The sequence below is a fragment of the Peribacillus sp. Hz7 genome (genome assembly GCF_042136355.1).
GTDB lineage: Bacteria > Bacillota > Bacilli > Bacillales > DSM-1321 > Peribacillus > Peribacillus asahii_A.
This window is the reverse complement of record NZ_JBHHJV010000002.1, coordinates 250,216-267,321: the sequence shown is the minus strand read 5'-3', so window position 1 is coordinate 267,321 and position 17,106 is coordinate 250,216. Positions and strand designations below refer to the sequence as shown.

18 protein-coding genes are annotated in these 17,106 nt (G+C 38.9%); 17 read left to right on the top strand and 1 reads right to left on the bottom strand.

What is annotated here, in order from left to right; translation table 11 throughout:
• Nucleotides 1–26 precede the first annotated feature (26 nt).
• The 6 genes from ACE199_RS04880 to ACE199_RS04855 all read left to right on the top strand — a co-directional run bounded on the left by ACE199_RS04880 (nt 27) and on the right by ACE199_RS04855 (nt 4,489).
• Nucleotides 27–533, top strand: coding sequence for a Rieske (2Fe-2S) protein (locus ACE199_RS04880; protein ID WP_375348824.1), 507 nt, complete (start codon nt 27–29; stop codon nt 531–533).
• A 3-nt stretch (nt 534–536) separates the two neighbouring features.
• Entirely contained in the window at nt 537–1,211 is a 675-nt protein-coding gene (qcrB, locus tag ACE199_RS04875; protein WP_119115336.1) for a menaquinol-cytochrome c reductase cytochrome b subunit, read from the top strand.
• A gap of 76 nt (nt 1,212–1,287) precedes the next feature.
• Complete coding sequence (locus tag ACE199_RS04870) at nt 1,288–2,058, top strand: menaquinol-cytochrome c reductase cytochrome b/c subunit (RefSeq protein WP_375348823.1); 771 nt, start codon at nt 1,288–1,290, stop codon at nt 2,056–2,058.
• Nucleotides 2,059–2,192: 134 nt separating this feature from the next.
• Nucleotides 2,193–2,783, top strand: a complete 591-nt coding sequence (gene lhaT, locus ACE199_RS04865) for a lipoprotein heptaprenylglyceryl N-acetyltransferase LhaT (protein WP_375348822.1) — start codon at nt 2,193–2,195, stop codon at nt 2,781–2,783.
• A 156-nt stretch (nt 2,784–2,939) separates the two neighbouring features.
• A complete protein-coding gene (gene ypjB, locus ACE199_RS04860; protein ID WP_127761163.1) occupies nt 2,940–3,737 on the top strand; it encodes a sporulation protein YpjB in 798 nt (265 codons plus the stop codon).
• A gap of 77 nt (nt 3,738–3,814) precedes the next feature.
• A complete protein-coding gene (locus ACE199_RS04855; RefSeq protein ID WP_127761162.1) occupies nt 3,815–4,489 on the top strand; it encodes a zinc metallopeptidase in 675 nt (224 codons plus the stop codon).
• A 164-nt stretch (nt 4,490–4,653) separates the two neighbouring features.
• On the opposite strand, the gene ACE199_RS04850 is transcribed toward ACE199_RS04855, so the two are convergent.
• The gene (locus tag ACE199_RS04850; RefSeq protein WP_375348821.1) at nt 4,654–5,526 is read right to left on the bottom strand and encodes a YitT family protein; all 873 of its coding nucleotides are present in this window, start codon (nt 5,524–5,526) and stop codon (nt 4,654–4,656) included.
• A gap of 221 nt (nt 5,527–5,747) precedes the next feature.
• On the opposite strand from ACE199_RS04850, the gene ACE199_RS04845 reads away from it, so the two are divergent.
• The 11 genes from ACE199_RS04845 (at nt 5,748) to dinG (ending at nt 16,793) form a co-directional block, all read left to right on the top strand.
• Nucleotides 5,748–6,080, top strand: a complete 333-nt coding sequence (locus ACE199_RS04845) for a nucleotide pyrophosphohydrolase (RefSeq protein WP_119115330.1) — start codon at nt 5,748–5,750, stop codon at nt 6,078–6,080.
• Nucleotides 6,081–6,096: 16 nt separating this feature from the next.
• Nucleotides 6,097–6,897, top strand: coding sequence for a 4-hydroxy-tetrahydrodipicolinate reductase (gene dapB, locus ACE199_RS04840; RefSeq protein ID WP_375348820.1), 801 nt, complete (start codon nt 6,097–6,099; stop codon nt 6,895–6,897).
• A 21-nt stretch (nt 6,898–6,918) separates the two neighbouring features.
• Nucleotides 6,919–7,317, top strand: a complete 399-nt coding sequence (locus tag ACE199_RS04835; protein WP_127761158.1) for a methylglyoxal synthase — start codon at nt 6,919–6,921, stop codon at nt 7,315–7,317.
• Between the two features lie 10 nt (nt 7,318–7,327).
• Nucleotides 7,328–8,032, top strand: coding sequence for a bacillithiol biosynthesis deacetylase BshB1 (gene bshB1 / locus ACE199_RS04830; RefSeq protein WP_252290437.1), 705 nt, complete (start codon nt 7,328–7,330; stop codon nt 8,030–8,032).
• Between the two features lies 1 nt (nt 8,033).
• A complete protein-coding gene (gene bshA, locus ACE199_RS04825; RefSeq protein WP_375348819.1) occupies nt 8,034–9,161 on the top strand; it encodes an N-acetyl-alpha-D-glucosaminyl L-malate synthase BshA in 1,128 nt (375 codons plus the stop codon).
• 15 nt (nt 9,162–9,176) lie between these two features.
• A complete protein-coding gene (locus tag ACE199_RS04820) occupies nt 9,177–10,370 on the top strand; it encodes a CCA tRNA nucleotidyltransferase (protein WP_375348970.1) in 1,194 nt (397 codons plus the stop codon).
• Entirely contained in the window at nt 10,355–11,332 is a 978-nt protein-coding gene (locus tag ACE199_RS04815) for a biotin--[acetyl-CoA-carboxylase] ligase (RefSeq protein WP_252290431.1), read from the top strand. Before ACE199_RS04820 ends, ACE199_RS04815 begins: the two co-directional genes overlap by 16 nt.
• 420 nt (nt 11,333–11,752) lie before the next feature.
• Complete coding sequence (panB, locus tag ACE199_RS04810) at nt 11,753–12,589, top strand: 3-methyl-2-oxobutanoate hydroxymethyltransferase (protein WP_375348818.1); 837 nt, start codon at nt 11,753–11,755, stop codon at nt 12,587–12,589.
• Nucleotides 12,586–13,431 (top strand): pantoate--beta-alanine ligase, encoded by an 846-nt coding sequence (gene panC, locus ACE199_RS04805; RefSeq protein ID WP_375348817.1) that lies wholly within the window; start codon nt 12,586–12,588, stop codon nt 13,429–13,431. The genes panB and panC overlap by 4 nt, the downstream gene beginning before the upstream one ends.
• 26 nt (nt 13,432–13,457) lie before the next feature.
• On the top strand, nt 13,458–13,841 hold the full coding sequence (gene panD / locus ACE199_RS04800) for an aspartate 1-decarboxylase (RefSeq protein WP_127761153.1): 384 nt from the start codon (nt 13,458–13,460) through the stop codon (nt 13,839–13,841).
• A gap of 168 nt (nt 13,842–14,009) precedes the next feature.
• The gene (gene dinG, locus ACE199_RS04795) at nt 14,010–16,793 is read left to right on the top strand and encodes an ATP-dependent DNA helicase DinG (protein WP_375348816.1); all 2,784 of its coding nucleotides are present in this window, start codon (nt 14,010–14,012) and stop codon (nt 16,791–16,793) included.
• Nucleotides 16,794–17,106 lie beyond the last annotated feature (313 nt).

Genomic DNA, 17,106 nt, shown 5'->3' with positions numbered 1-17,106 from the left:
GATTTAGTAATAAGGGGGGAAAATGCATGAGCAAGCGTAATGTTTCGCGTCGTCAATTCCTTAATTACACACTAACTGGTGTAGGTGGTTTTATGGCAGCGGGTATGTTAATGCCAATGGTTCGATTTGCGGTTGATCCCGTTCTTGCGGGAGGCGGTGAATCAGACTTTGTTGCCACAAAACAAAAAATTAAAGATCTTAGTACCGAACCAACACGAGTGGACTTCAGTTTTACCCAAGTTGATGGCTGGTATGAATCAGAGGTAACAAACACAGCTTGGGTGTATAAAACCAAGGATGGCAAGATTGTAGCCTTATCGCCTATCTGTAAACATTTAGGGTGTACAGTAGACTGGGGCGGTGACAAAGAACATCCAGACCAATTTTTCTGTCCTTGTCATTATGGGCGGTATACAAAAGACGGGATGAATGTGAAAGGAACACCACCGATTAGTCCACTTGATGTTTTTACAACAAAAGAGAAAGATGGAATTCTTTATTTAGGTCAACGAAAACCACATGGGGAGGCGTAAACATTGTTAACAAAAATTTATGATTGGGTTGACGAACGTTTAGATATTACGCCACTATGGCGGGATATAGCTGACCATGAGGTTCCAGAGCATGTGAATCCTGCCCATCATTTTTCAGCATTCGTTTATTGTTTTGGGGGATTAACATTTTTTATTACCGTTATTCAAATTCTTTCAGGTATGTTTTTAACAATGTACTATGTGCCTGACATTAAAAATGCATGGGAATCGGTTTATTATTTACAAAATGAAGTGGCTTTTGGCCAAATTGTCCGTGGAATGCACCACTGGGGAGCGAGTTTAGTCATTGTTATGATGTTCCTACATACTCTTCGTGTGTTTTTCCAAGGAGCTTATAAAAAACCACGTGAATTAAATTGGATAGTAGGCGTTTTAATCTTTTTCATTATGTTAGCTTTAGGTTTAACAGGTTATTTATTGCCATGGGATATGAAAGCATTATTTGCGACAAAAGTAACATTAACAATTGTAGATTCTGTGCCATTGATTGGCCCGGCTATGAAAACATTAATAGCTGGAGATGCGACGATTGTTGGGGCACAAACATTGACTCGATTCTTCGCCATTCATGTGTTCTTCTTACCAGCCGCTCTTTTTGCTTTATTAGCTGCTCACTTTTTGATGATTCGTAAACAAGGAATTTCTGGCCCACTGTAAAGTGTGAATGAAACCGTTTTAAAAATCAGATTAATCAGAATTATAAAAACCTTTTCATGAAGGAGGGGGATTATTTATGCACCGTGGGAAAGGGATGAAATTCGTTGGAGATTCTCGAATTCCTGCAACGGGTCGTAAACCGAATATTCCGAAAGACTATTCCGAATATCCAGGAAAAACAGAAGCATTTTGGCCAAATTTCCTTTTAAAAGAATGGATGGTAGGAGCGGTTTTTCTTGTCGGTTATTTATGTTTAACAGTCGCACATCCATCTCCGTTAGAGAGAATTGCGGACCCGACGGACACAGCATATATTCCATTACCTGACTGGTACTTTTTATTTCTTTATCAATTATTGAAATACACGTATGCGTCAGGCCCTTACAATATTATTGGAGCGCTTGTAATTCCTGGTTTAGCCTTCGGGGCGTTATTACTTGCACCATTTATCGATCGTGGTCCAGAGCGAAGACCGGCTAGACGTCCATTTGCGGTAGGTTTTATGCTGCTGGCACTATCGGGAATTGTGTATCTAACTTGGGAGTCAGCGGCTCACCATGACTGGGAAGCGTCTAAAAAGCAAGGAGCTATTATAGAAGGAGCGGAGTTTGATAAAGAAAGTGAAGGTTATCAATTACTTGATGCTAATGGCTGTATTAGCTGTCATGGAGCTGAATTAACGGGCGGGGCAGCTGCACCGAGTTTAGTAGATACTGGTTTAACACCTGAAGAAATCGCAAATATTGCGGTTAAAGGTCAGGGTGGAATGCCAGCTGGCATGTTTAAAGGAAGCGATGAAGAATTGGAGAAATTAGCTGAGTTCGTTTCGAGTTTGACGGCAAAATAAAGTGAAAAAACTGATGACTTTTGTTATCAGTTTTTTATTTTGTATTGAAAAAAAGCAGGGAGAATGAAAAACTTGGATTTATAGGGGAAGAAAGGGTAAGATGAGAATATGAGACGTTGAAAGAGGGAACTTATATGAATTGGATGTATAGTATACTGGCTAGCAAGCAAATCCTTCTGCTGCTATTACTAGTTAATATTTTTGGAACAATCTATGGGTATATATGGTATGGAAGTCAATTGGCAGAAACGCCTGATATCTTTTTGGCCTTTGTACCAGATAGCCCAACAGCTAGTTTATTTTTTGTCTTTGTCTTGTTTGCTTTTGTACTTAAAACAAATTGGGGCCTTATGGAGGCTTTAGCGATTATAACATTGTTTAAGTATGGAATATGGGCTGTTGTGATGAATATATTAACGCTTATAACAACAGGAGAATTGCCATGGGAAGGCTATATGTTAATTGCTTCTCATTTAGGGATGGCGATTCAAGGTGTGCTATATGCTCCTTTCTATCGCATCAAGCTTTGGCATCTCATTGTCGCTGCCATTTGGACGATTCATAATGAGATGATTGATTATGTGTTTAAAATGATGCCGCGTTATGGGGATTTAATGCAATATATGGATGCTATTGGCTATTTTACATTTTGGCTTAGTTTATTTTCTATTTTTGTTGGCTGGTATTTTGGCTATCGTAAAGATCGCTGGACTCTTAGGATTTAGGATTTGTTAGCTGCCGTTGTTAACTTTAGTGTGATTACATAGTTGTAAACGTCCAGCATAGGACCTGTACTTGTTATAGGTCTAATATAAAAATTTGGTCTACTCTTGTTTTCTTATTCATATCGTGTAGTAGAGATATGAGGAGGGACAAGGAGTATGCTTAAAAAAATCTTATTATGCATCATCGCATTATTAATTGTGATCCAACATCCTGCTTTTGGACAAACCTCTTCAAGTTTAGAGCAATTAGATGCTCTGTCTGATAAGGCGCTTGAAATGACAAAACTAAAGCGATATGAAGATTCAGAAGCCATGTTAACGCATTTTTCAGATGTATTTTTACAGTTAACGGCAGAAGAGTCGATTTTTGATATGGATGAATTACGTATTATAACAGTGGCTCATAACGAGGCGTTAGGCGCGGTTCAGGATGAGGAGATTACTGATAGTGAGAAGGTTAACGCCGTAACTAAGTTCCGTTTAGTCATTGATGCTGTTAAATCGACTCACCAACCACTGTGGACGAACATGGAATCTTCGATGATGGATACATTTAGTCAAACAAAAGAAGCAGCTCTTCAACAAAATGCCGATAAGGTTGAAGAAGAACTGTCTACATTATTTGCTCAATACGATATGATTTATCCGAGCTTGAAGGTGGATTTATCATCGGAAACGATTCAGCAATTGGATACACGCATTCATTTTCTTAATCAAACGCGCACAGACTTAATGACTGATCAACAGGCTCAGCGTGAATTAGACGCACTTCGCTATGATTTAGAATCAATTTTTGAAAATATGGAAGAGGATGAAGCAGATCCATCTCTGTGGTGGGTTATTATAACGACAGGAAGCATTATTATTAGTACACTTTCTTATGTTGGGTGGAAAAAATATGCTGCTGGTAAAAATGAAATTAAAACACGAAAGAAACAAGATGATGAATACTAGGTATATAGGAACACTATATTTGACATGAAATCCTTCGTTTCATACAATAAAAATAACTACATTATGAGGAGGACGCTATGTTTTTCGTTTATTTGGCGATTATTATTTTAATCCCGATTTATGCACAAATGAAAGTTAAAAGTACGTATAAGAAGTATTCACAAGTTGCTGCATCTTCAGGAATGACGGGGGCTGAAACAGCACGGGCAATTCTCGATCAAAACGGCCTTTATCATGTACGCGTAGAGGAAACGCCAGGCGTGTTATCTGATCACTATGATCCACGTGATAAAACGGTTCGTTTGTCAACAGATAACTATCATGGACATTCTGTAGCTGGTGTGTCAGTTGCTGCTCATGAGGTTGGCCATGCGATTCAAGATCAAGAAGGTTATGCATTTCTTCGTATTCGCCATGCATTAGTACCGGTTGCGAATTTCGGGTCAAATATATCGTGGATTTTGATTTTAATTGGGATGCTTGCAAGTATGTCAGGCTTGCTGCTTGCTGGTATTATCTTTATGGCAGCAGCTGTATTGTTTCAAATTGTGACGCTTCCGGTAGAATTTAACGCCTCTTCACGAGCAATGGACCAAGTCGTCGCTTTAGGAGTTATTCGCAATGATGAAGAGCGTGAAACGAAAAAAGTTTTAAATGCTGCCGCTATGACGTATGTAGCAGCTGCGTTAGTCGCTGTACTAGAATTAGTTCGTTTAATTTTAGTGTATACGGGTATGAGAAGCGAAGATTAATCAAAGAAGGGATTCCTAATTCGGAATCCTTTTTTTGTTATGTACAAAAGCATTTCGGTAAGTCTTAATGTTTAGTGTAAGAGCATAGCTCCTCTATGTCCGATCTACTTGAAAGGTGAAGTCCAAGAACGGCTCCACCTTCTAGCTTGCCACTTTCGCGCTTTTTATGAGTGAAGCGGGTTTTTATTTTCATCTAATGTAAACCCTTCTCCTAGTACATCATGTACTTCACTAACCGAAACAAAGGCATGTGGATCAATAGAAGTAATAACGTTTTTCAGGCGAAACAGTTCATTTTTACTGACTACGCAATAAAGAACTTCTCGTTGTTGTTTTGTGAATGAACCGTATCCGTTTAAGACGGTTACCCCTCGATCCATCTCTCTCATTATTTTTTTAGAAATTTCCACGTTTTTTTCCGAGATAATGATGGCTCCACGTGCAGAGTAGGCTCCTTCTTGAATAAAATCAATGACCCGTGCTCCAATAAAAACAGCAACAAGTGTATACATTGCTTCTCGATAACTTAAATAAGTCAGGATAGATAAACCGATTACCATCGCATCAAACATAAACATGGCTCGTCCAATGCCAATCCCGAAATAGCGGTTTGCAAAACGGGCAATAATATCCACTCCTCCTGTTGTTCCTCCGTAACGAAAAATAATGCCGAGTCCAACCCCGATAGATACCCCGGCAAATAGTGAGACAAGCATTAAATCGTTTCCAAGAGCCATCGGAATTTGGTAGCGTTCGAAAATCCAGAGCCAGAAAGATAAGCCGACCGTACCAATAATGGTATAATAAAAAGCAGTTCTGCCTAAATACTTCCACCCAATAATAAAAAGAGGAATATTTAAAAGCAAGTTTGAATAAGAAGGTTTGAATCCAGTTAATTGATATATAATCAGAGTGAGACCGGTGAATCCGCCTTCCGCTAAATTATTTTGCATATTAAAGTGAACTAAGCCAAATGCAAAAATGGCTGCTCCTAACAGGATCAATACAATATTCTTGATTCGTAAGCTATGGTTCATATTGAGTACCTCCAAAGCTTAATATACGTTCAATTCAGTTATTTTAATCAAATGACTCGTTTCTTATGAAGTTTCCTGTGGTGACCCGTGCTGAAAATGTTGTCATTAGCGTCAGTTTTAGCTAACATAATGAGAGTAGATTTTAAATTGCAGCTATTGTTAATTAACAGAGTCATTTAACATAGCTGATTGTACAAATTGTTGGAAGAATGGGTGACAAGATGGACAAGCAAAAAACGATGCAAGAAATGCAAGCTGAAGTTGACCAATATATTAGTCAATTTAAGGAAGGATATTTTAGTCCGTTAGCGATGCTAGCGCGTTTATCGGAAGAACTTGGTGAATTAGCAAGAGAAGTTAATCATTATTATGGAGAAAAGCCAAAGAAAGCGACAGAAGAGGCTAATACGATTGACAATGAATTAGCGGACATGCTATTTGTGATTATTTGCTTCGCCAATTCACTAGGCATAGACTTACAAAAGTCACACGATCAAGTCATGCATAAATTTGCAACACGTGACAAAGACAGATGGACAAAATTAGAAGACTAGAAGGGGTAGAAACAACATGGCAAATATTAAAGTAATCGTAGCAGGCCCACGCGGGAGAATGGGCTTTGAAGCAGTGAAATTAGTACATAATACAGAGCATTTTGATCTTGTGGCCGTTATTGATCGCAAACATAATGGGGGAAATCTTTCGGATGTAGAAGGCTTTCAAGGAATTGATGCGCCGATTTTTTCTGATATAAAAGAATGTTTTTCAAAAGTGGAAGCAGATGTACTAGTTGATTTAACGACGCCAGAAGTAGGGATGTATCATACGGAAACAGCTTTGCAATATGGCATTCGTCCTGTCGTTGGAACGACTGGTTTTACAAAAGAGGATTTAGCTAAGCTTGATGCCTTAACGAAGGAAAAAGGGTTAGGCTGTATCATTGCCCCTAACTTTGCAATCGGTGCTATTCTTATGATGAAATTTTCGCAAATGGCTGCTAAGTATTTTAAAGATGTAGAGATTATTGAAATGCATCATGATCAAAAGTTGGATGCTCCATCAGGAACAGCAGCTAAAACAGCAGATTTAATCTCTTCTGTTCGTGAAGCAAAAGTTCAAGGACATCCAAGTGAAAAAGAAACGATTCCAGGAGCACGTGGTGCAGATGTGGAGGGGATGCGTATTCATAGCGTTCGCTTGCCTGGTCTTGTTGCACATCAACAAGTGTTATTTGGAAGCGCTGGTGAGTTATTAACGGTTCGCCATGACTCTTTTAACCGCGGTTCATTTATGTCGGGTGTAAAGCTTTCTGTTGAGACGATTATGAAGCTTGATGTGCTTGTCTATGGTTTAGAAAATATTATCGAGTAATATACAGAGGAGCGGGAATTTATGAAAATCGCTTTAATTGCCCATGATAAGAAGAAAGAAGATATGATTGGATTCGTCACAGCCTATAAAGATATTTTTGCACAACATGAGTTATTTGCAACAGGGACAACAGGAAAAAGAATTATTGAAGAAGTTTCATTACCTGTTCATCGCTTTCATTCGGGTCCCCTCGGTGGTGATCAGGAGATTGGTGCGATGATTGCAAAAGATGAAATGGATATGGTTTTGTTTTTCCGCGATCCACTTACTCCGCAGCCGCATGAACCAGATGTAACAGCTCTTATTCGTCTTGCGGATGTTTATCAAGTTCCTCTCGCTACAAATATGGGAACAGCAGAAGTGCTCGTAAGAGGCTTAAAAGATGGCTTTATGGATTGGCGTAAACTAAGAGATAATTAAGGTGAACAATATGAATGAAACAATAGATATATTAGCTTTTGGCGCTCATGCTGATGATGTTGAAATCGGCATGGGTGGTACGCTTGCGAAATATGCGCAAATGGGAAAGAAGATTATGATTTGTGATTTAACAAAAGCAGAAATGTCTTCTAATGGAACGGTAGAACGAAGAATCGAAGAGGCAAATCAGGCAGCTAAGATTTTAGGTGTTGAACGAATGTCACTGAATTTACCTGATCGTGGATTGTATATGAAAGAAGAGTATATCCAAGAAATTATTACAGTGATTCGTACGTATAAGCCGACTCTCGTATTTGCGCCATACACAGTGGACCGGCATCCCGATCATGGGAATGCAAGCCGTTTAGTAGAAGAAGCTGTCTTTTCTGCAGGTGTTCGTAAATATATGGAGAATGTCGGGTTGGGTGCGCACCGTGTACAAAATGTCTATTTTTATATGATTAATGGTTTTCATAAGCCGGATTTTGTTATGGATATTTCAGCATTTATGCAAAAAAAAATAGATAGTCTTAAAGCATATGAAAGTCAATTTGTTAAAAGTGATGCAACGGTAGATACACCGCTTGTAAATGGCTATATCGAAACAGTAGAAGCACGTGAGCGGATGTTTGGGAAAGAAGTGGGAGTAACATATGCAGAAGGCTTTATGTCGAAAAAGCCGTTGCTGATTAATGTCGATTTATTAGGAGAATAATATGAAGTTGAAAATTGGGATTACGTGTTACCCAACTGTAGGTGGGTCAGGGGTTATTGCTACTGAACTTGGTAAACTGCTTGCTGAAAAAGGACATGAAATTCATTTTATCTCGACAAGTCTGCCATTTCGTCTAAATAAAATGTATCACAATGTATATTATCATCAGGTAGAAGTGAATTCTTACTCCGTGTTTCAGTATCCCCCTTATGATTTAGCGCTTGCTAGTAAAATGGCCGAAGTAATACAACGGGAGAATCTTGACATTCTGCATGTGCATTATGCGATTCCACATGCCGTTTGTGCGATTTTAGCCAAACAGATGGTTAAAACCGATGTGAAAATTGTGACGACTCTTCATGGTACCGATATTACTGTCCTTGGAGAGGATCCTTCGCTCACCAATTTAATTAAATATGGCATTGAACAATCTGATGTCGTCACCGCTGTTTCTTCTTCGCTTGTTGAACAAACAAAGGAACTAATTGCTCCTGATAAGGAAATTAGGACGGTTTATAATTTTATTGATGAGCGCGATTATCATAAGGTAGATTCCAGTTATTTACGCACGGAATATGGCATTGAAGAGCATGAAAAAGTTATCATTCATGTTTCGAATTTTCGGACGGTGAAAAGGGTAACCGATGTAGTGCGCACTTTTCAATTAACTGCCGAGCAAGTACCTGCTAAGCTTTTACTCGTTGGAGATGGACCAGAAGTGACCGTCGTTTTAAAACTCGTTCGAGATCTTGGCATAGAGGAGCGAGTATTATTTCTAGGAAAACAGGATAATTTAGCTGAACTTTATTCGATAAGTGATTTAATTCTTCTATTATCAGAAAAAGAAAGCTTTGGTTTAGTGTTATTGGAAGCAATGGCTTGCGGTGTTCCTGGCATTGGTACAAATATTGGCGGTATTCCGGAAGTTATTGTGGATGGTGAAACAGGCTTTTTATGTGAAGTAGGAGATGTAGAAACGGCAGCAGCCCATGCAGTTAAACTGCTGCGTGATGATCATTTCCATCAACACTTCTCGAATGCAGCTTTTAGACGAGTTCATGAAACATTCGGCTCAGCTTTTATTACCGCTCAATATGAAGCGATTTATCGACAACTTCTCGTTCGATAAGGAGGACTCACATTGATGGATTCATTATTTATACAGGCTGTGCCGATTATTGAAAGAATCGAACAAGCAGGATATGAGGCCTATTTCGTCGGCGGTTCAGTTCGTGACCAGATTATTGGCCGAGCGATTCACGATGTCGATATTGCTACGTCAGCAACGCCAGGAGAGATTAAAGCAATCTTTCCACGCACCGTCGATGTTGGAATTGAACATGGGACCGTTCTTGTTATCGAGAAACATGGTTCATATGAAATTACTACTTTTCGAACAGAAAGTGGCTATAGTGATTTTCGCAGACCAGATGAGGTAAGATTTGTCCGATCATTAACGGAAGATTTAATGCGTCGTGATTTTACAATGAACAGCATGGCTATGGATAAAAACGGTAATATCATTGATCCATTTGGCGGTCAAAAAGCAATTATGGATAAGCGAATTGTTACCGTTGGCAATTCTTATGAACGCTTTCATGAAGATGCTTTACGGATGATGCGAGCGATTCGATTTGTGAGTCAACTTGGCTTTACATTAGATTCAGAAACATTGCGTTCCCTTCAGGAAAATGGGGCACTGCTAAAGCATATTGCTATCGAGCGTGTCCATGCTGAATTTGAAAAGCTTTTGGCGGGACCGTATCGTGTTCAAGGCTTACAGCTTTTAGTGCAAAGTGAGTTATATAAATATATACCACGTTTACATAATCAAAAAGACACGCTTAAGCAACTGACAGCGCTGCCAATTGATACACTTAGTGTTAGTGAAATTTGGGCACTGTTACTGATTCAAGGGCGTGTAGAAGATGTTTCGTCATTTTTACGTGATTGGAGGCTGCCCGTAAAGCAAATTAAAGCAATTCAAAGAGTCGTTTTCTTTGCGGATAAACCTTCATCCTTTGTAGAACATGTATATGATTTGTTTGAAATTGGATTAAGTGAAGGAGTTCAGGCTGCTAAAGTTAGAGCGGTCGTTCATGGAGACAGCGTGTCTGATGCAGAGGCTTTGGTACGGAAAAAGTACGCTGATTTAGTCATTAAAGACATGTCGGAGCTCACGGTTGGCGGTGCTGATTTATTAGTTTGGCGTAACGTGAACCCTGGTCCATGGCTAAAAGAATATTTACAAATGATTGTAACAGCGGTATTAAAAAGAGAAGTAGAAAACGATAAACAGAAAATAAAGGAGTGGCTAGTACAGTGCAATCTGATGTAAGAACGAAGCTAATAGAAGCCTTTTCAAATGCCAATGGAACATTTATTTCAGGTCAACAGATTGCAGACTATATCGGATGTTCAAGAACCGCTGTTTGGAAGCATATTGAAGATTTGCGAACAGAAGGCTATGTTGTCGAAGCGGTCCGAAATAAAGGCTACCGAATTATTACAACACCTGAAAAAGTGACAGCCAATGAGATTCAACTTGGTCTACAAACGAAAATACTTGGGAAAAAAGTTCATTATGAGGAAAGCGTAGAGACAACACAGAAAATTGCTCATAAGCTTTCAAATGAGGGAGCTCCTGAAGGAACGCTTGTCGTAGCTGAAGAGCAAAGAGGTGGAAAAGGGAGACTGATGCGTCCTTGGTATTCACCGAAATATACGGGAGTATGGATGAGTTTAATTTTACGGCCATCGATACCTTTTCATCAAGCCCCTCAGTTAACATTGCTTGCCGCTGTTGCTGTTGTTCAAGCGATTGAAAATACAACAGAGTTGAAGCCGCAAATTAAATGGCCGAATGATATTTTAATTAATCGTAAAAAAGTAACAGGTATTTTAACCGAATTACAAGCAGAGTCTGATCGGATTCATTCTGTTATTATTGGAATCGGGATGAATATTAACCAAAAACAAACGGATTTCCCTGAGGAACTGCAAGATATTGCTACGTCTCTTGCAATAGCTGGCGGACAAAATATTTCACGCGCAAAAGTCATTCAAGAAGTGCTTATACGTTTAGAAGCGTTGTATGAGCTTTATCTAGCAGAAGGGTTCTTACCAATTAAAGGTTTGTGGGAAAGCTATGCTGTTAGTCTTGGTCAAGAAATTAAAGCAACGACTGTGAATGAGACGATTGTTGGAAAGGCATTGGGCATTACAGATGCTGGTGTATTACTTCTAGAAGATCAAAATGGCAAAGTTCATTCTATTTATTCAGCAGATATTCATATTTAACGAATGGATGATTGTATATAGTGTTGTTAATTGGGACTTCTTGTTGAAAGGAGTCCCTAATTGTTTCATTAACAAGATGATTCATCAGAGTGCGTGAACAATTTTTGACGAAATGTGAAAAATTATAATAGAAATTTTTGACGGAGCTTGTTATAATGCAAGTGGGCAGTATCGAGAGAGCTGCACCTTTATTTGCCCAAAAAAATTTGAAAATCTGCCTTGATCCAATGGGACAGGGACGGAGGGATGAAACTTCTGATGTTAACAAAGAGATTAGCTAATGATTTATAAACTGTAGTTGGAACGATGTTCGTTCATGCGGTTTTTTATTTAGCTAGTCTCTTTTTTACGTAACGAAACTAGACACCAGTGCAGTCAACTGATGTTTTCATCTCCTCTATGTAAATAAGGGGGAACGTTATGAAATTATCTGGAGATTTTTTGAAAATGAAGCAAAATAAAGAAAAGATTGTGATGCTGACGGCTTATGATTATCCAGCAGCGAAGCAGGCGGAGCAAGCGGGAGTCGATATGATTCTCGTTGGAGATTCGTTAGGAATGGTTGTGTTAGGATATGAATCGACAATTCCTGTTACGGTCAATGATATGATTCACCATACAAAAGCGGTGAAACGTGGAGCTCCTCATACATTTGTTGTAACGGATATGCCGTTTATGAGCTATCATCTTTCTCTTGATGAAACGTTAAAAAATGCTACACGCATTATGCAAGAAGGCGGAGCTGATGCGGTTAAAGTAGAAGGCGCAGGTGAGGTCGTAGAAAAGATTGCCGCGATGACAAAGGCTGGTATTCCTGTTGTAGCGCATCTTGGTCTAACACCGCAATCTGTAGGAGTTCTTGGTGGTTATAAAGTACAAGGAAAGAGCCTAGAAGCAGCTCAGCAACTATTAGAGGATGCGAAGAAATGTGAAGCGGCTGGAGCTTTAGCCATTGTGTTTGAGTGTGTTCCTCATCAAGTAGGTACACTTGTGACGGAAGCGCTTTCTATACCAACAATTGGAATTGGTGCTGGAGTGGATACAGATGGACAAGTTCTTGTGTACCATGACATTCTTTCGTATGGAGTTGATCGTGTTGCGAAATTTGTAAAAGTATACGGAAATGCTAATGAATTAATGAACCAAGCCATTTCACAGTATGTAAGCGAAGTGAAAACGGGTGAGTTTCCAACACAACATCATACTTTTACGATGAAAGAAGAAGAACTGATGGCTTTATACGGAGGAGTCAAATGAAGATTGTTACTACTATAGCAGAATTAAAGCAAGCTTTACGGGCTGAGAAACAGAACGGAAAAAGCATTGGATATGTTCCGACGATGGGGTTTTTACACGAAGGTCATGTGAGCCTGATGGAGCGTGCACGTAAGGAAAATGATATCGTTGTATTAAGTATTTTTGTAAATCCATTACAGTTTGGACCCAATGAAGATTTTGAGACATATCCACGTGATATTGAACGAGATGAGAATATTGCTAGAAATGCAGGCGTGGATTATATCTTCTACCCTCAAGTAGAAGAAATGTACGGCTCAAAGCCATCTGTTACTGTACGAGTAGAAAGTCGTACAGATTGCTTATGCGGGACAAAACGTCCGGGACACTTTGATGGTGTTGCGACGGTTTTAACGAAATTTTTTAATATCATTGGCCCCGATAAAGCGTATTTTGGGCTGAAAGATGCTCAGCAGGTGGCAGTCGTGAGCGGGCTGATTGAGGACTTTAATTTTCCAGTAGAACTTGTACCGGTTGATATTGTTCGAGAGGAAGATGGCTTAGCTAAAAGTTCACGAAATGTTTTTTTAAGTGAAACAGAGCGCCAAGAGGCGAAAGAGCTGTACCAAGGTTTATTGCAAGCGAAAAAAGCAATTGAAGCTGGCGAGAGAGACCCAAATCAAGTTGCTCAGATTGTAGAGAATCATATTAACACGCATACGAATGGTACTATTGACTATGTTGAAGTATACCGATATCCAGAATTGCAACCAATGGAAACTCTTTCAGGGCACATCATTATTGCAATGGCTGTGAAGTTTGCAAATGTTAGACTCATTGATAATCTTACACTAACAATATAAAAGCTTAGAAAATAGGGGGAGTTTCCATGTTTCGTACAATGATGAATGCCAAAATCCATCGTGCTCGTGTAACAGAGGCGAATTTAAATTATGTAGGCAGCATTACAATTGATGAGGATATCCTTGATGCGGTTGGTATTTTACCTAATGAAAAAGTAGCAATCGTCAACAATAATAATGGAGCGCGTCTAGAAACGTATGTGATTGCCGGGGAAAGAGGAAGCGGCGTTGTTTGTTTAAATGGTGCAGCAGCAAGACTTGTCCAACCAGAAGATGTTGTAATTATTATTTCCTACGTTATGGTAGCGGAAGAGAATCTTCCTAATCACAAACCAAAAGTAGCGATTATGAATGAGCATAATGAAATTGTTGAATTAATTTCCCATGAACCAGCAGCAACAATTATGTAAGAAATGAACCGGCTGAAAGCGATGAAACGCTTGAGGTCGGTTTTTCTTGTTATCAAGATTGAACGAATTGTAAAGTTTCTAGTATTATATAGAAGTTTCACTTTATTTCTTCTTTGTGGTATAAAAAAGTGAGGGAAACAAGGAAAGTAAGTTTGAGGTGTACAAAACATGACACAACGATATGTAGTGATCGATTTAGAAACAACAGGGAATTCTTCGAAAAAAGGAGATCGAATTATCCAGTTTGCGGCAGTAGTGATCGAAGAGGATCAAATTGTTGAGGAATTTTCGACCTATATTCATCCAGAACAAGAGATTTCTTTGTTTATTGAAGAGTTAACCGGAATTAGCAATGAGACAGTAAAGGATGCTCCTATTTTTGAAGAGGTGGCGGAACACATTGTGAGCTTATTGGAAGGCGCTTGTTTTGTTGCTCATAATGTCCTGTTTGACTTATCGTTTTTACAAGAAGAGTTGACTCGATGCGGGCATGAGCCATTTTACGGGTCTACATTAGATACAGTTGAGTTAGCAAAAATATTAAAACCGACTTCGGATGGTTACAAGCTTCATCAGTTAGCAAAGGAAGATCGTATTGAGCATTTACGGCCTCATCAAGCTGATAGCGATGCGTATGCAACGGCTTTATTGCTGTTATCATTTAAAGAAAAGCTGCTAAGTTTGCCTTTGATGACGTTAAAGCAGCTTTATCGATTGTCTTTTTCATTACAAAGTGAAGTGTCGGAGCTCATTAATGACTGTATGGCTATCAAGCTATCTAAGGCTGAAGTGCATGAGCCAAATCTTGTTACCTATCGAGGACTTGCTTTTAAAAAGGGCAAGCAAGGATTAGAAGATAACTATCAAGAAAATGAGTATCCAACCGATCGACAGATGAAAATAAAGATGTTAAAAGCAGCATTTCCTGAGTTTGAGAGTCGATTCGGGCAGTTGCAAATGATGGATGTCATTTATGGTTCTTTTGAAAGCGAGAAGGATGCTATTATTGAAGCCGGTACAGGGATTGGTAAATCGTTAGGATACTTACTGCCGGCGGTTTATTTTGCGAAAAAAAAGCAACAGCCTGTCGTTATTTCTACTTATACATTACAGCTTCAGGATCAGTTATTGCAAAAGGAAATACCGAAGTTAAAGGAAATCCTCCCCTTTGACTTTCAAGCTGTTCTTCTGAAAGGACGAAGCAATTATTTGAGTTTAGCAAAGTTTGAGCGAGCTCTTCGGGAAAAAGATGATCATTATGAAAGTGCGTTAACCAAGATGCAGATTATCGTTTGGCTAACAGAAACTGAGACAGGTGATCGGGATGAATTAAACTTGTCAAGCGGCGGGCAGCTCGTATGGAATCGACTGCAAAGTGATCATTTCGTCTATCCAGGGTTAAAAAAACCATGGATAGAGATGGATTTTTTTGAGAAAGCAAAACGGACGGCGGCAAGAGCAGATTTGATTATTACCAATCATGCTTTTTTAATGACAGATTTAATAACAGACGATGCTATTTTGCCAAAACAAGGCTATATCATCTTAGATGAAGCTCATCATTTAGAACAGGCAGCTTCTAAACAATTTGGACGTCGCCTTGATTATATATTTGTCAAAACGTTTTTGAACCGTCTTGGCACGTCTGAGCAAAAACAGCTTTTGTATCGTTTGGAACGAATCGTTGCTAATCATGGGCTAGAAATAGAAAGAGCTAAAGAAAATTTAGATGGAAAACTGACTGATTTTGCCTATGAGTTCGAGCAATTATTTGTTATCATTGCGAACCAGACTAATAAGTTAGTAAAAGGAATCGTTCCTAAGCGGCTTGCTTTCAAAATAGAAGAACATATTCATTGGCAGCGAGCAACATTGTTAGCGGAACGATTATATGATCTGCTTCAGTCCATTGTACATCTGTTAGGAGAAAAATTGGATGTTCTAAAACAGCATGAAGCATCTTTAGGAAAAAATGCGTTATTTTATATAAATGATTGTGAAGTGATTCTTGGGCATTTTATTGAAACGAAAGATATCCTTTTTGAATTTTTTATTCAGCCTAGAGAGGATTATATTTACTGGCTGGATTGTATGAATACATCTATGCCAAATGGAGTTGTTTTATCTGCTCAGCCTGTACTAGGAAGCGAAGAATTATGGAATGCATATTTTGGTCAACAAAAAAGTGTGATTATGACATCGGCAACCCTTTCTGTTAAGCAATCGTTTCAGTTTTTTAAAACACAGTTAGGTATCGAGAAAAAAGACATCTATACCGCAAGCTTTCCTTCGCCGTTTCATTATAAAGAACAAGTAAAAGTACTTGTTCCGCGTGATATACCTGATATTCAAACATTGTCGATTGAAGAATTTGCAGAAGCATCTGCAAATTACATTATTGCTGGTGTTCAAGCGGCACAAGGTCGAACGATGGTGCTGTTTACGTCGCATGAAATGTTACGCGCTGCTTATTATACGATTAAAGACTGTGGTTTATTGGATGATTATACGTTATTTGCTCAAGGGATTTCAGGCGGAAGTAAGATGAGGCTGCTTAGAAACTTTCAAACGTTTGATAAAGCCGTTTTATTTGGGACGACAAGTTTATGGGAAGGAGTCGATATTCCAGGTGAAGACTTGTCTTGCTTAATGATTGTTCGCTTGCCGTTTTCGCCACCGGATGAACCTATAACGGAAGCTAGATGTCAGTTGTTAGCTAAAAAAGGAAAGAACGCTTTTTCCAGCTATTCTTTACCTGAAGCATTGTTAAGGTTTCGACAAGGATTTGGTCGGCTTATTCGTACATCCAGCGATCGTGGTGTATTGGTCGTGCTTGATCGCCGTGTTTTGACGGCTAAGTACGGAGTAGAATTTCAACGCGCGCTTCCGCCTGTGGAGTGGCAGGAAGTATCGATCAATGAAATGGCGACGGTGATTGAAGAATGGGTATAAGAGAATTGTTCCATGTTCTTGAAAAGAATGCGTTCCATAATAAGATGGATTAACAGTTTTTTTGAAGTAGAGTCTTCAACAAAGAAGCAAGAATAAAGATTCGATATGTATGGATATTCAGTGTTTGTGAAGGCTCTATTATATGAAGTTGTTGATTTTTGGCGGATGTGTGACCGTGGTCTCACAGGCCTTTTGGCAGAGCTAAGGGATGTATTATCCACAATATTATGTAAAAAAAGTCTTTATGAAAATAGTTAAAATTTTTATAAAATAATAAAGAAAATGAACGATGAAACTGATATAATGTGAAATG